This is a genomic window from Mesorhizobium sp. WSM4837 (assembly GCF_055811435.1).
Genome location: NZ_JBVVQE010000108.1, coordinates 1 through 14,649, shown reverse-complemented (window position 1 = coordinate 14,649; position 14,649 = coordinate 1). Strand labels below are relative to the sequence as shown.

The window sequence follows — 14,649 nt, the reverse complement described above, 5'->3', positions numbered from 1 at the left end:
TTGTGGGAGAAGGTGGCCTCGCGAAGCGAGGTCGGATGAGGGGTGTTCCAGGGAACACCAACGTCTCATTCCGTCCAGCACCCCTCATCCGTCTTGGCGCATGCGCGCCAATCCACCTTCTCCCACAAGGGGAGAAGGCAAAGCAGGCCGGTAAACCTAGAAACGGGAAGCGAAGGAGGCAACGATGCGCTATCAGAACGCCACGGCGTACCGCTTCCTCGCGCCCTATCTGCTGATCTTCTCGATCTTCTGGCTGTGGCCGATCATCAACTCCTTCCTGATCTCCTTCCAGGCGACGCGCACCGTGCCGTGGCGGTTCGCGCCGACCGTCAACTGGAGCCGGCTGATCGGCGACCCGGCCTTTTTCAACGCATTGAAGAACACGCTGCTCATCCTCGTCATCCAGGTGCCGGTGATGATCACTTTGGCGATCGTCATGGCGGTGCTGCTCAATTCGCCGCTGCTCAAGGCCCGTGGCCTGTTCCGCTTCGCCTTCTTCGCCCCGGTCGTGGTCGGCGAAGTCGCGTATTCGGCGGTGTTCCGGCTGATGTTCAATCTCGACTACGGCATCATCAACAAGCTGCTGAACGGCGTCGGCCTGCCGCGTATCGACTGGTTTTCCAACGTCACCCCGGCAATGGCGGTGATCATGATCGCGGTGACCTGGCGCTGGGCCGGCTACAACGCCATCATCCTGCTCGCCGGCCTGCAGTCCATCCCCCAGGATGTCTATGAGGCGGCGACGCTGGACCGCGTCAGCAAGCTCAAGCAGTTCTTCTACATCACCCTGCCGCTGCTCAAGCCGATCATCGTGTTCTGCGCCGTGCTGTCGATCATCGGCACCATGCAGCTGTTCACCGAACCGTTCCTGATCACCGAGCGCGGCGGGCCGGGCGGCGGCACCGAAACGCTCGGGCTGCTGCTTTACCGCCAGGGTTTCAGGTCGCTCAATTTCGGCTACGCCTCGGCCATCGCCTACACCATGGCCGGGCTGGCGATCGCCATCTCGCTGGTGCAACTGTGGCTGACGAGGGAGCCGAAATGAGCTCACGTTCCTCCTCCAGCCGCTCCTCATCCAGATTGGGACGCAGCATCGCGCTGCATCTCTTCCTGACGCCGCTGGCGCTGATCTGGCTGTTTCCGCTGTGGATGATGGTGATCTTCTCGACCATGCCCGACAGGGGCATTTTCAGCCCCAGTATCGAGCTCTTGCCGCACGGCAGCTTCCTCGACAATGTCAACAATCTGCAGCGCGACACCAATTTCATCGGCGCCATCGGCATCTCCGTCTCGGTGGCGGTGACCTACACCTTCCTGTCGGTGCTGCTCACCTCGATGGCCGGCTGGGCGCTGGCGCGCTACCAGTTCTTCGGCAAGGGCGTCGTCGTCGCCATCATCCTCGGCACCATCACGCTTCCCTATGCTGTCGTGCTGATCCCGCAATTCATCATGGTGGCGCGCGACTTCAAGCTCGCCAACACCTGGGTGGCGCTGATCGTGCCACCGCTGTTCAATTCGCTCGGCGTGCTGTTCATGCGGCAGAGCTTCTCGATGATGCCGGGCGATCTGTTCGACGCCGCACGCGTCGAGGGGGTCAAGGAATGGCGGATCTTCCTGTTCGTAGCGCTGCCGCTGGCGCGGCCGATGCTGGCGGCGCTCGCCATCATCCTGTTCCTTGCCTCCTGGAACAATTATCTCTGGCCGCTGCTGATCAATTCCAAGCCCGGCGCGATGACGGCGCCGGTGGCGCTCGGCACGCTGATCGGCCTCACCAAAGTGTCGTGGGGCGGCATCATGGCGGGCGCCGTGATGCTCACGGTGCCGATGCTCGTCGTCTTCGTGCTCTTGCAGCGCCATTTCGTCGCCGGCATTGCCGCCGGCGCCATCAAATAGGATCAGCATGGCAGCGGTCACACTCAAAAATGTCGTCAAGCGCTTCGGCGTCTTCGAGATCGTTCACGGCGCGAACATCGGCGTCGAGGACGGCGAATTCGTCGTCTTCGTCGGCCCCTCCGGCTGCGGCAAGTCCACGCTGCTCAGGATGATCGCGGGGCTCGAGGACATCAGCGGCGGCGAGATCGCCATCGGCGGCAAGGTAGTGAACAATGTCGAGCCGGCGGACCGCGGCATCGCCATGGTGTTCCAGTCCTACGCGCTCTATCCGCATATGAGCGTCGAGCAGAATCTGAGCTTCGGGCTGAGAATGAACGGCAACCCGAAAGCTGACACCGAGCGGCGGGTGAAGCGGGCCGCCGAGATCCTGCGCATCGCCGAGCTGATGAAGCGGCGCCCGCGGCAATTGTCGGGCGGCCAGCGCCAGCGCGTCGCCATCGGCCGCGCCATCGTGCGCGAGCCGCAAGTGTTCCTGTTCGACGAGCCGCTGAGCAATCTCGACGCCGAGCTCAGGGTGCAGATGCGGGTCGAGATCTCGCGCCTGCACAAGGAGCTCGGCGTCACCATGATCTATGTGACGCACGACCAGACCGAAGCAATGACGCTGGCCGACAGGATTGTCGTGCTCAACGCCGGCAATATCGAGCAGATCGGCGCGCCGCTCGATCTCTATGACGACCCCGCCAACCGCTTCGTCGCCGGTTTCGTCGGCTCGCCGAAGATGAATTTTCTGGCGGCACAAGTGGTCGGCAACGACGGCAATGCAACGCTCCTCGAACTCGCCAACCATGGCGGCGCTCGGCTGCAGAAACCGCTGTCGGGCGCCCCGCCTGCGGCCGGCGCCGAGGTCGTGCTCGGTGTGCGGCCGGAGCATTTCTTCGAGGCCGGCGAAGGCGATTGCGACATCGCCGTCAAGGCCGATGTCGCCGAGCACCTCGGATCGGTGAGCTACATTTATGCCAATGCCGGACCAGAGGAACTGATCATCGAGCGCGAGGCGTCGCGGCAGCGGGCGACTGGCGACCACATGGTGGTGTCGATCAAGGCTGGCCAATCGCTTCTCTTCGACAAGTCAGGTGCTCGCATTCGCTAGTGCCCAAAAGCATGCCCTCGGGCGTGAACCGAGGGTGCGCAGCGGTTTGGGACAACGCCATGCACACCAAGACACGCAATTTTCTTTCACCAACTCGCGACGCCGAGGCGACCCCAAGGAGATCCAGGAATGACGTCCGAACCACAAAAAATCCGCTGGGGCATTCTCGGGCCCGGCACCATCGCCAAGGCCTTTGCCGGCGGCGTCGCCCATTCGCGCACCGGCACATTGGTCGCCATTGGTGCGCGCAATCCCGGCAAATCGGGCCTTAATGAAAACTTCCCCGGCGCCCGCATCCTCGACGGCTATGAGGCTCTGCTCGCCGACCCGGACGTCGATGCGGTCTACATTTCGACGCCGCACCCCAGCCACGCCGAATGGGCGATCAGGGCGGCCGAGGCCCGAAAACATGTGCTTTGCGAAAAGCCGATGGGGCTGACCGCTTTCGAAGCGGACGCGATGATCCATGCGGCGCGCAGGGCCGGCACCTTTCTCGGCGAGGCCTTCATGTACCGGCTGCATCCGCAGACGGCAAAGCTGGTCGACCTCGTCAGGTCCGGCGCGATCGGCGAGGTGCGCATGCTGAAATCGAGCTTCGGCTTCGCCATGCCTGGCTTCATGCCGGAGCACCGGCTTTATGCCAACGATCTCGCCGGCGGCGGCATTCTCGACGTCGGCGGCTACCCCGTTTCGATGGCGCGGCTGATTGCCGGGGCCGCATCAGGAAAGCCTTTCGCCGAGCCGGACAAGGTGGCGGGTGCGGCGCATCTCGGCCAGTCCGGCGTCGACGAATGGGCTTCGGCGCTGCTGCATTTTCCCAACGGCATCGTCGCCGAAGTCTCCTGCGGGATCTCGCTCGCCCAGGACAATGTCCTGCGCATCCTTGGTACCAAAGGCCGCATCGAGGTCGCGGATTTCTGGTATGCGAGCGGCAGGGAAGGCGGCACCGGCGAGATCCGCATCATCCGTTCAGGCGGTGAGGAGGTGGTCGAGGTCAGGGAAGACCGCTGGCTCTACGCTTTCTGGGTCGACGCCGCCGGCGAGGCGATCCTGGCCGGAAAGCAGGAGTTTGCCTGGCCGGGCATGGGCTGGGCCGACAGTCTCGGCAATCTGCGTGTGCTCGACAAATGGCGTGCCGCCATCGGGCTCGAATACGAGATCGAAAAACCCGAAAAACGCGTCGACACCATTTCTGGCCGGCGGCTGCGCTCCGGCGGCACCATCATTGCGAAGCGCGAAATTCCGGGCCTGCCGCGGCCGGCCTCGTGCCTGGCGTTCGGCTTCGAGGATTTTCGCACCTTCTCCTCCGGCATGATCCTGCTCGATGCCTATTTCGAAGCCGGCGGCAACGTCTTCGACACCGCCTTCATCTATGGCAGCGGCTACACCGAAACGCTGCTCGGCCAATGGTTGAAGAACCGCGGCGTACGGGAGCACTCGGTGGTCATCGGCAAGGGCGCGCACACCCCGCTCTGCTATCCCGATGTGATCGGCAAGCAGCTCACCCAGTCGCTCGACCGGCTGCAGACCGATCATGTCGATGTCTATTTCATGCACCGCGACGATCCCGACGTGCCGGTCGACGAATTCGTCGACGCGATGGACCGGGAGGTCAGGGCTGGCCGCATTCGCGGTCCGTTCGGCGGCTCGAACTGGACGAAGGAACGCATGGACGAGGCGATTGCCTATGCCGAGCGGACCGGCAAGCAGAAGCCTGGCGCGCTTTCGAACAATTTTTCGCTGGCCGAGATGCTGGTGCCGATCTGGCCGGGTTGCGTCACCTCGTCCAGCGACGAATGGAAGGCCTGGCTGACCGCCCGGCAGATGCCCAATTTCGCCTGGTCGAGCCAGGGAAGGGGTTTCTTCACCGGCCGCGCCGGGCGCGACCAGCGTGACAATGAAGAGCTGGTCCGGGTCTGGTACTCCGAGAAAAATTTCGGCCGTCGCGACCGGGCGATCGAGCTCGCCAACAGGCTGGGCAAGAGCCCGATCCATGTCGCGCTCGCCTATGTCCTGGCCCAGCCGTTCCCGTCCGTCCCGCTGATCGGACCGCGCACGCTCGACGAACTGGAGGACAGTCTGCAGGCCCTCGACATTGCGCTTTCGCCCGACGACATCGCGTGGCTGGATGGCGGTTCGGATCAGCATCGACGCACGGGCTGAGGGGGGCATCGCTGCCCTTTCCTTCTCCCCTTGTGGGAGAAGGTGGATCGGCGCGCAGCGCCGAGACGGATGAGGTGTGCTGGACGGAGTGCGTCAGTGCCAAGCTGGAGCACCCTCATCCGTCGCCTTCGGCGACACCTTCTCCCACAGGGGGAGAAGGGGAGTCGCGTGTCCCGTAACTCTCCGACTTGCGGTCGAACGGCGACCACGGCTCTAATCATCGGGATCGTTCGCACCGCGACTACAGTATTGTTTGAATTAGCTTTTCTATTTCTTGAAAAGCTTGTTTCTTTCCTACATACTTCGCAAACCGACCGCGCAAACATGGTAGAGATCGAGTTCCACGAACGGCGGGGATGAGTCATGACCGAAGCTGAAGGCCATGTACGATTGACCTCGGGCGACGACCCGGATGGACGCGATCATATCAGGCGCATCCCCGACATCATTTCGCTGGTGAAGGACTCTTACGGTGAATTGCGCCCGGCGGAGCGGCGCGTCGCCGATGTCGTGCTCGACGATGTCAGGTTCGCGGTCGACGCCTCCAACGCCGTGCTCGCCCAGCGCGCCGAGGTCAGCGAACCCACGGTGACCCGGTTCTGCCGCGCCATCGGCTGCGAGGGGGTTCGCGATTTCAAGCTGAAGCTGGCGCAGAGCCTGGTCGTCGGCGCGCTCTATCTGAGCAAGCCGCCGCCGGTGAGCAGCGACAATGGCATGCCGTTCTGGAATGCCGTGTTCGGCGAGGCGCGCCGGGCACTGCAGGAAGCCGAACGGCAGCTTGATCCGGCGCAGCTGGTGAAGGCCGCCGAGCTCATCGCCAAGGCGCGCCAGGTCACGGTGTTCGGCCTCGGCGGCAGCTCGTCGGCGCTGGCGCAGGAAACCCAGTACCGGCTGTTCCGCTACGGCATCACCGTCGTCGCCCAATGCGACCCCTATCTGATGCGGATGACCGCCTCGACCCTGAAGCCCGGCGACCTGGTGATCGCCATTTCGGCGACCGGACGCACCCGCGAAGTGATCGAGGCCGTCGAGCTGGCCAAGCATTACCGCGCCGATGCGATCGGCTTGACCGCGCCCGACACCGAGCTTGCCCGCGCCTGCGACGTCAGGCTGACGGTGGCGGTGCCCGAATATCCCGACACGCTGAAGCCGACCGCCTCGCGCTTCGCCTTTCTGGCCGCGATCGACCTGATGGCGGTGGCGGCCGCATACAAGCTCGACGGCTCGGCCCGCGAAACCGTCCGCCGCATCAAATACAACGCCCAGATCCACAGGACGGGCAAGGAGATGGAGCCGCTGGGGGATTGAGCAGCGCGGCTTCTTGCCTTCTCCCCTTGTGGGAAAAGGTGGCCGCGAAGCGGCCGGATGAGGGGTGCTCCAGCTTGGCACCAACGGCACTTCGGCCAACACCCCTTAACAGTCTTGGCGCATACGCGCCAATCCACCTTCTCCCACAAGGGGAGAAGGAAAGAAGCTGCGGCGAATCGAAGGAGAAAAAATGCTCGACATGGCACCCTCAAAACAGGCGGCCTGCTGGCTTTCCTCTCTTTCCCGCGCCCTCGAGGCGGGCGACGCCGCGGCCGCGACCAATCTGTTCGTCGAGGACTGCTACTGGCGCGATCTGCTGACCTTCACCTGGAACATCAAGACGATGGAAGGCCGCGCGGCGATCCGCGACATGCTGGATGCCACTCTGGCGGCGACCAAGCCGACCGCCTGGCAGCTCAGTGGCGAGGCAAGCTCGCACGAAGGCATGATAGAGGCCTGGTTCAGCTTCGAGACGTCGTCGGCCTGGGGCCAAGGCATCATGCGCCTGCAGGACGGCAGATGCCGGACGCTGTTCACGGCGATGAGCGACCTCAGGGGTTTTGAGGAGCGCAGGGGACCGGCGCGGCCGCTGGGTGTCCGCCACAAGGCCGACCCGGACCGCGAGACCTGGGCCGAGGCGAGGGCGCGCGAGACGCGTGATCTCGGTGCCATTGAGCAGCCCTATTGCCTGGTCATCGGCGGCGGCCAGGGCGGCATCATGCTGGGCGCACGGCTGCGGCAACTCGGCGTGCCGGCGATCGTCATCGAGAAGAATGCGCAGGCCGGCGATTCCTGGCGCAACCGCTATCGCTCGCTCGTGCTGCACGATCCGGTCTGGTACGACCATCTGCCCTACATCCCGTTTCCGGAGAACTGGCCGGTGTTCACGCCCAAGGACAAGATGGGCGACTGGCTGGAAATGTACACGCGCGTCATGGAGCTCAATTACTGGACCTCCACAGAATGCATCAGCGCGTCCTACGACGAAGCCAAAAAAATCTGGACGGTCGAGGTCGATCGCGCCGGCGAGCGCATCACGCTGATGCCAAAACACATCGTCTTTGCGACCGGCGCCTATGGCCCGCCGCGGCAGATCGACCTGCCGGGCGCCGCTGCGTTCCAGGGCGAAATCCTGCATTCCAGCCAGTATTTTAGCGGCGAGACATTCCGCGACAGACGCGTCGCGGTCATCGGCGCGGCGAGTTCGGGGCACGATGTCGCCGTCGACCTCTGGGAGAGCGGCGCTGCGGTGACCATGATCCAGCGCTCGCCGACGACGGTGGTCAAGTCAGACACGCTGATGGAAGTCGGCTTCGAGATCTTTTCGGAAAAGGCGCTGGCCCGCGGCATCACCACCGAAAAGGCCGACATGATCGTCGCCTCGACGCCGTTCGCGCTGCTGCCGCAAAGCCAGCGGGCGCTGTACGACATCATCAAGGCGCGTGACGCGGCCTTCTACGACCGCTTGCGCGGTGCCGGCTTCGCCATCGATTTCGGCGACGACGAGACCGGGCTGCTGATGAAGGCCTACCGCACCGGCTCGGGCTACTATATCGACGTCGGCGCTTCCGATCTGATCATCGAGGGCGCGATCGGCGTCCGCAGCGGCGTCGAGATCAAGTCGCTGACGCCGACCGGAATCCTGTTCGACGACGGCAGCGAATTGGCGGCCGATGCGATTATCTCCTGCACCGGCTATCAGTCGATGAACGAAACCGTAGCGGCGATCGTCTCGCGCGACGTCGCTGACGAGGTCGGGCCGTGCTGGGGGATTGGCTCGGGCGTGAAAGGTGACCCCGGACCATGGCAAGGCGAATTGCGCAACATGTGGAAGCCGACGGCGCAGGAAGCGCTATGGTTCCACGGCGGCAATCTGGCGCTGTCGCGCTTCTATTCGAAATATGTGGCGCTGCAGATCAAGGCGCGGATGGAAGGAATGGCGACGCCGGTCTATGGGTAGCAGCGCATCTCTCCTTCTCCCCTTGTGGGAGAAGGTGGATTGGCGCGCAGCGCCAAGACGGATGAGGGGTGTTGGACGGAGTGAGGCGTTGGTGTTCTCTGGAGCACCCCTCATCCGACCGAGCTTCGCTCGGCCACCTTCTCCCACAAGAGGAGAAGGAAGAGCTGCCCAGCCTTCACCCACGCCCGAGATGCCGGCTCACCACATCGACATGCGTCTGATGCGCATGCGCTTCGTAGCGGTCGGTATCGCCAAAATCGTTAGCCGCTTCGTTCGGCCACCAGGTGCCGCCGACCACGATGCCGTCCGAGACCAGTCTCTGCTCGGCGGTCAGCGAGGCACCGACCGCGTCGACAAAGGTAAAACGGCCCGGACGCAGCCGCAGCACCGCGATGTCGCCGACGGCACCGACCTTAAGCGTGCCAAGCTCGGGCCTTGCGATCGCCTCGGCCGGCCGTTGTGTCGCCGCGCGCAGCACCTCGACCAGCGGCATGCCGAGCGCCATCAATTTCGACATGCAGACCAGAATGTCGAAGGCGGGGCCGTCGACGCAGTAGAGATGCACGTCGCTGCTGATCACGTCAGGCGCCAGCCCTTCGCTGAGCATCGCCCTGGCAACCGAGAAATCGAACGAGCCCATGCCGTGGCCGATGTCGAAGATGACGCCGCGCTCGCGCGCCAGCCGCATGTCGGGCCGGACCGCGCCCGAGGCGAAGACCGGCGCGTTGGGAAACGGCCGGAAGCAGTGGGTGAGGATGTCGCCCTTGCGCAGCCGCGGCAGCACTTCCGAACGGCCTGGCGGCGGCTCGTCGATATGCGCCATCAGCGGCAGGCCGGCCTGGTCGGCAGCCTCGAGCGCCAGATCGACCGGCGCGATGCCGCTGCTGCCGCCGGCATGGCGACCCGAGCGTACCTTTACGCCGACGACCACGTCTGCGTGCTCGCGCACCGCCGCCACCGTCTCGCGCGGTTCGCAGAGCCGCAGATCGCTGCACTCGCCAACCGAAACGGTCTGCGAGAAGCCGAAAATGCCGGCAAAGGAAATGTTGACATAGGCCAGGATGCGGAGCTTCGAGCGCTCGATGACGTGGCGGCGAAAGCCGAGGAGGTTGCCGGCGCCAGCGCTTCCGGCGTCGATGAAGGTTGTGGTGCCGCTTTTTGCAGCGAGGCGGTCGGCATCGACGCCAAGCGAGGTGCCGCCCCAATAGACGTGGCTGTGCAGGTCGATGAGGCCGGGCGCGACGATGGACCCCGTCGCATCGATGACGCGCGCGGCGCGCTCGAAGGGAATGTCGGGATCGATCGCGGTGATGCGGCCGTTGGCGATGGCCAGATCGCGTTGCGCATCGAGGCCGGATGCCGGATCGATGAGGCGGCCGCCCTTCAGCAGGAGATCAAATTGCATCGGCGTCCGGCTCCTGTCTGTTCTCGTTCAACCGGCCTGTCCGCGCAATTCTCATACAGGCCATGTCAGAAAGCAACATTTTTCGGACTTCATGTTGCTTTGTTACAGGAGCGTCGCAAGCGTAAGCGTAGCGCCAAAAATTGCCGATCTCCCCCAAGTGGGGGAGATGCCAAGTTTTGGCAAAGAGGGCAGGACAGAGGGGGGGCGCTGTCCCGCCGACTTTCCGCAAGGTTCTGCCCGGCAGCAGCATTTTGGAAGGAGGGAAGCGGTGCCATGCTCCGCCAAGGCACTCACCGGTCGATCCGCGTCGACAGGATGATCGACGACGATGTCCGCTCGACCCCGTCCATCGCGCCAATCTCATCAAGCAGCGTGTCGAGATCCTTGATCGAGGGCGCGTCAACGATGACGATCATGTCGAAATTGCCGCTCACCGAATGCAGCGTCCGCACCGGCGGCAGCGCCTGCAGGCTGCGCACCACCTTGTCGGCAAGCTTGGGCGTGACGGTGAGCAGGACATGCGCCCGCACCAGTCCCTGTTCGTAGTCGGGTGAAAGCCTGACGCCATAGCCGGTGATGATGCCGCGCTGTTCCAGCCGCTCGATCCGGCTCTGCACCGTCGTCCGCGACACGCCGAGCCGCCGCGCCAGTTCGGCCGTCGAGGCGCGCGCATTCGCGCGCAGCAGGGAGAGCAGGGCCTGTTCGGCGTTGCTAAGCACTTTCGACGAACCTCATCAGCATACTGTCCAATTTGGCACTTCGTTTTGAACAGTTCAACACTTCCTTTCGACAGGCAAGCTGCGATTCTGTCCGCTCTGTGAAAGGCAAGGCGAGGGAACTGTCATGAAGAACATCATAATTGTCGGCGCCGGCAAGATCGGCTCGACCATCGCCGAGATGCTGGTTTCCACCGGCGACTATCACATAACCCTCGCCGACCGTTCGGCCGCACAGCTCGGCGCGGCCGAACTGCCTGAAACGGTCGAGACGTTAGAACTCGACATCGAAGCCGCCGGCACGCTCGAAGCGGCCCTTGCCGGCAAGTTCGCGGTGCTCAGCGCCGCGCCCTTCCACCTGACCACGCGCATCGCCGAAGCGGCGGCCAGTGCCGATGTGCATTATCTCGCCCTGACCGAGGACGTCGTCGCGACCCGGCGCGTCAGGCAATTGGCGCGTACAGCCAACAGCGCCTTCATCCCGCAATGCGGGCTGGCGCCGGGCTTCATCTCGATCGTCGCCAATGATCTCGCCAGCCGCTTCGACACGCTGGAGAGCGTGCGCATGCGGGTCGGCGCACTGCCGCAATACCCGTCGAATGCGCTGAACTACAATCTGACCTGGAGCACGGACGGCGTCATCAACGAATATTGCGAGCCTTGCGAGGCGATCGTCGAAGGCGAACTGATCGAGGTACCGCCGCTGGAGGAGCGCGAGGAATTCTCGCTCGACGGCGTCACCTACGAGGCGTTCAACACCTCGGGCGGGCTCGGCACACTGGCCGAAACCCTGAAGGGCAAGGTGCGCACGCTGAACTATCGTACCATCCGCTACCCCGGCCACGCCGCGATCATGAAGGCGTTGCTCAACGATCTCGGCCTGCGCCACCGCCGCGACGTGCTGAAAGACATTTTTGAGAGCGCCCTGCCGGCGACGCTGCAGGACGTCGTCATCGTCTTCGTCACCGTCAGCGGCCGCAAGAACGGCCGCCTGCTCCAGGAAACCTACGCCAACAAGATCTACGCCAAGCGCGTCGGCGACAAGGTGCGCAGCGCCATCCAGATCACCACCGCCTCCGCCATCTGCGCTGTGCTCGACATGCTGGCCGACGGCAGCTTGCCGGCGCAGGGTTTTATCAAGCAGGAAGACATCGCGCTCGACGCGTTCCTCGCCAACCGCTTCGGCCGCGCCTATGCGCAGCACGAGATGGTTAGCCGGCTTGCGGGTTAGGTGCTCGCTGACCAGAGATCGGTGGGACAGCGCCCTCTGCCCTACCGGGCATCTCCCCCACTTGGGGGGAGATTGGCCGGCATCTCCGCTTTCGCCAATCTCCAACGCTTAAAGTAGGGCGGGACGGCGAGGCTGCCGATCTCCCCCAAGTGGGGGAGATGTCCGGCAGGACAGAGGGGGCGCGAAGGAACTCGACCGAACGAGGTTCGAATCCGCCGTGAGGCCAGCCAGCCCTCAAACATGCAAGGCATGCCCCATCGCCTTCAGCGCCGCCTCCTGAAAACCCTCGCCTTGTGTCGGATGGGCATGGATGGTGCCGGCGATATCCTCCAGCCGCGCGCCCATTTCCAGCGCCAGGCCAAACGCCGTCGACAGTTCCGACACGCCCTGGCCCACCGCCTGGATGCCGAGCACCAAATGGTTGTCGGCGCGGGCGACAACTCGGACGAAGCCATCCTCACTCATCTTGGTCATCGCGCGGCCGTTGGCGGCGAACGGAAACAGCCCGACCTTGATCTCGCCGCCGAGCCTCTTGGCCTCCTCCGGCGACAGGCCGGCGGTGATCAGCTCCGGATCGGTGAAGCAGATGGCGGGAATTGAGCGCTTGTCCCAGCTGCGCTTGTGGCCGGCGACGATCTCGGCGACCATTTCGCCTTGCGCCATCGCCCGGTGCGCCAGCATCGGCTCGCCGGTGACGTCGCCAATGGCAAAGATGCCGCGCATCGAGGTGCGGCACTGGTCGTCGATGCGGATGAATTTGCCCGCCATGTCGAGGTCGATCTGCTCCAGCCCCCAGTCTTCGACCACCGGCTTGCGCCCGACGGTGACCAGGATCGTGTCGGCGGCGATTTTGGCATTCTTGCCGGTCGTCGTTTCGACCAGCAAGGCATCGCCCTTGCCCGACAGGCCCTTGGCCTTGGCGTTCACGAGCACCTCGATGCCGAGCTCGGTGAGCCGCTTCACCACCGGCCGGGTCAGCTCGGCATCATATTGCGCCAGCACGCGCGGCAAGGACTCGACCACGCTCACCTTGGCGCCCAGCTTGGCGAAGGCGATGCCGAGCTCGAGCCCGATATAGCCGCCACCGACGACGGCAAGCCTTTCCGGCACTTCGCTCAGCTCCAGCGCTTCGGTGGACGAGATTACCGGCCCACCGAACGGCAGTGACGGCAGCTCGACCGCCGCCGAGCCGGTCGCGATCACCACCATCTCGGCGCGGACGACCTGCATGCCAGTCTCGGTCTGGACCTCGACGATCTTGCCGTCACGGAATTTCGCCCAGCCATGCACGGTCTTGACCCCGGCCTTCTTGAGCAGGCCGGCAACGCCGCTGTTAAGCCGGCTAACAATACCGTCCTTCCAGGCGATGGTCGCTTCGAGATCAATCGACGGCGTGGCGATTGAAATGCCGAGCGGGCTCTTGCCGCTCGCCATGTGCGAGATTTTCTCGAACTCCTCGGCCGCATGGATCAGCGCCTTGGACGGAATGCAGCCGACATTGAGGCAGGTGCCGCCCGGCTTGCCGAACTCGACGATAACCGTGTCGATGCCGAGCTGGCCGGCGCGGATGGCGCAGACATAGCCGCCCGGACCGGCGCCGATGACGAGCAGCTTGCAGGATATTTCCTTCATCATGGCACCCTGGTTGGTCGAGCCGGCGGGACAGCACCCCCCTCTGGCCTGCCGGCCATCTCCCCCCTCAAGGGGGAGATTGGCAGCTTTGGCGCTCCGCTTGGTCCTGCAACGCTGGAGATTAGCGAAAGTCGGGATGACAGCCGATCTCCCTCCTTGAGGGGGAGATGTCCGGCAGGACAGAGGGGGGCGCGAAGGATCGCTACTGCTCTCATTCTGCGCCCCTGCGATCCCCTGTTCATCATCTCAATCCACAAAAATCAGCGCCGGGGTCTCCAGCAGCGTCTTGATCCGTTGAATAAACACCGCCGCGTCCCAGCCGTCGATGACGCGGTGGTCGAAGCTGGAGGACAGGTTCATCATCTTGCGCGGCGTGAACTGGGTGCCGTCCCACACCGGCCGCACCATCATCTTGTTGACGCCGAGGATCGCCACTTCCGGATGATTGATCACCGGCGTCGTCGCCACCCCGCCCATGGCGCCGAGCGAGGTGATGGTGATCGTCGATCCCGACAGTTCGTCGCGCGCCGCCGTGCCTGACCTGGCCGCCTCGGCGAGCCTGAAAACCTCGGCGGCGCAGTCCCAGATGTCGCGTGCCTCGGCGTGCTTGACCACCGGCACCACCAGCCCCGAAGGCGTCTGCGCGGCAATGCCGATATGGACGCCGCCATGCTGGTGGACGATGCCGGCCTCGTCGTCGAACAGCGCGTTGATTTTGGGCTGGTCGGCGATCGCCTTGACCATCGCCCGCATCAGGAACGGCAGCAGCGTCAGCTTCGGCCGCTCCACGCCGCCGCGCTTCTCCTTGTTGAGCGCAGCGCGCAAATCCTCCAATGCCGTAACGTCGATCTCCTCGACATAGGTGATGTGCGGGATGCGCGACTTGGCCAGCGCCATCTTCTCGGCGATCTTGCGCCTGAGCCCGATGATCTTGATGTCCTCGACGGCCTCGTTGCGGGCGAGGCCGGAGACCTTCGCAAGCTGCGGTCCGCGCGCCAGGAAGGCGTCGATGTCCTCGTGGAGAATGCGGCCGGCCGGGCCGCTTCCCCTGACCTGTCGGAGATCGACGCCGGCCTCTTTTGCCCTGAGGCGGACGGCCGGCGACGCCAGCGGCTTTTCACCTTCGGGGCGCGGCGCGGCGACGGATGCAGGACCTCGATCGACCGCAGCACCCCCACCCCTAACCCCTCCCCACAAGGGGGAGGGGGATTCCGTCGCCGATGCAACCTCACGCTCAGAGACTTTTCC

General features: G+C 64.4%; 11 protein-coding genes. 7 read left to right on the top strand and 4 right to left on the bottom strand.

The window, feature by feature from the left end; translation table 11 throughout:
* The first annotated feature begins 184 nt into the window (after positions 1 to 184).
* From AC0L3D_RS34285 to AC0L3D_RS34260, 6 genes are all read left to right on the top strand, one after another.
* Entirely contained in the window at positions 185 to 1,045 is an 861-nt protein-coding gene (locus AC0L3D_RS34285) for a carbohydrate ABC transporter permease (RefSeq protein WP_473629928.1), read from the top strand.
* Positions 1,042 to 1,893 carry a carbohydrate ABC transporter permease gene (locus tag AC0L3D_RS34280; RefSeq protein ID WP_236371043.1) on the top strand — a complete coding sequence of 284 codons (852 nt, stop codon included), beginning with the start codon at positions 1,042 to 1,044 and terminating at the stop codon, positions 1,891 to 1,893. The genes AC0L3D_RS34285 and AC0L3D_RS34280 overlap by 4 nt, the downstream gene beginning before the upstream one ends.
* A 7-nt stretch (positions 1,894 to 1,900) precedes the next feature.
* The gene (locus AC0L3D_RS34275; protein ID WP_473629930.1) at positions 1,901 to 2,986 is read left to right on the top strand and encodes an ABC transporter ATP-binding protein; all 1,086 of its coding nucleotides are present in this window, start codon (positions 1,901 to 1,903) and stop codon (positions 2,984 to 2,986) included.
* 129 nt (positions 2,987 to 3,115) lie between these two features.
* Entirely contained in the window at positions 3,116 to 5,149 is a 2,034-nt protein-coding gene (locus AC0L3D_RS34270) for an aldo/keto reductase (protein WP_473647289.1), read from the top strand.
* A gap of 363 nt (positions 5,150 to 5,512) precedes the next feature.
* On the top strand, positions 5,513 to 6,457 hold the full coding sequence (locus AC0L3D_RS34265; protein ID WP_473536359.1) for a MurR/RpiR family transcriptional regulator: 945 nt from the start codon (positions 5,513 to 5,515) through the stop codon (positions 6,455 to 6,457).
* Between the two features lie 190 nt (positions 6,458 to 6,647).
* Positions 6,648 to 8,417 carry a flavin-containing monooxygenase gene (locus tag AC0L3D_RS34260; RefSeq protein ID WP_473536360.1) on the top strand — a complete coding sequence of 590 codons (1,770 nt, stop codon included), beginning with the start codon at positions 6,648 to 6,650 and terminating at the stop codon, positions 8,415 to 8,417.
* Between the two features lie 175 nt (positions 8,418 to 8,592).
* Here the strand turns inward: AC0L3D_RS34260 and AC0L3D_RS34255 are convergent, their stop codons facing one another.
* On the bottom strand, positions 8,593 to 9,822 hold the full coding sequence (locus AC0L3D_RS34255) for an amidohydrolase/deacetylase family metallohydrolase (protein WP_473629933.1): 1,230 nt from the start codon (positions 9,820 to 9,822) through the stop codon (positions 8,593 to 8,595).
* 290 nt (positions 9,823 to 10,112) lie between these two features.
* A complete protein-coding gene (locus AC0L3D_RS34250; protein ID WP_027153643.1) occupies positions 10,113 to 10,541 on the bottom strand; it encodes an Lrp/AsnC family transcriptional regulator in 429 nt (142 codons plus the stop codon).
* Positions 10,542 to 10,665: 124 nt separating this feature from the next.
* Here AC0L3D_RS34250 and AC0L3D_RS34245 point away from each other — a divergent pair, with 124 nt between their 5' ends.
* Positions 10,666 to 11,769, top strand: a complete 1,104-nt coding sequence (locus AC0L3D_RS34245) for a saccharopine dehydrogenase family protein (RefSeq protein WP_473647288.1) — start codon at positions 10,666 to 10,668, stop codon at positions 11,767 to 11,769.
* A 234-nt stretch (positions 11,770 to 12,003) separates the two neighbouring features.
* Here the strand turns inward: AC0L3D_RS34245 and lpdA are convergent, their stop codons facing one another.
* Both lpdA and AC0L3D_RS34235 read right to left on the bottom strand, forming a co-directional pair.
* Positions 12,004 to 13,401, bottom strand: a complete 1,398-nt coding sequence (lpdA, locus tag AC0L3D_RS34240) for a dihydrolipoyl dehydrogenase (protein WP_473647290.1) — start codon at positions 13,399 to 13,401, stop codon at positions 12,004 to 12,006.
* A 246-nt stretch (positions 13,402 to 13,647) separates the two neighbouring features.
* Positions 13,648 to 14,649: dihydrolipoamide acetyltransferase family protein (locus AC0L3D_RS34235; RefSeq protein WP_473647287.1), on the bottom strand; the 1,002-nt coding region annotated here is incomplete at its 5' end.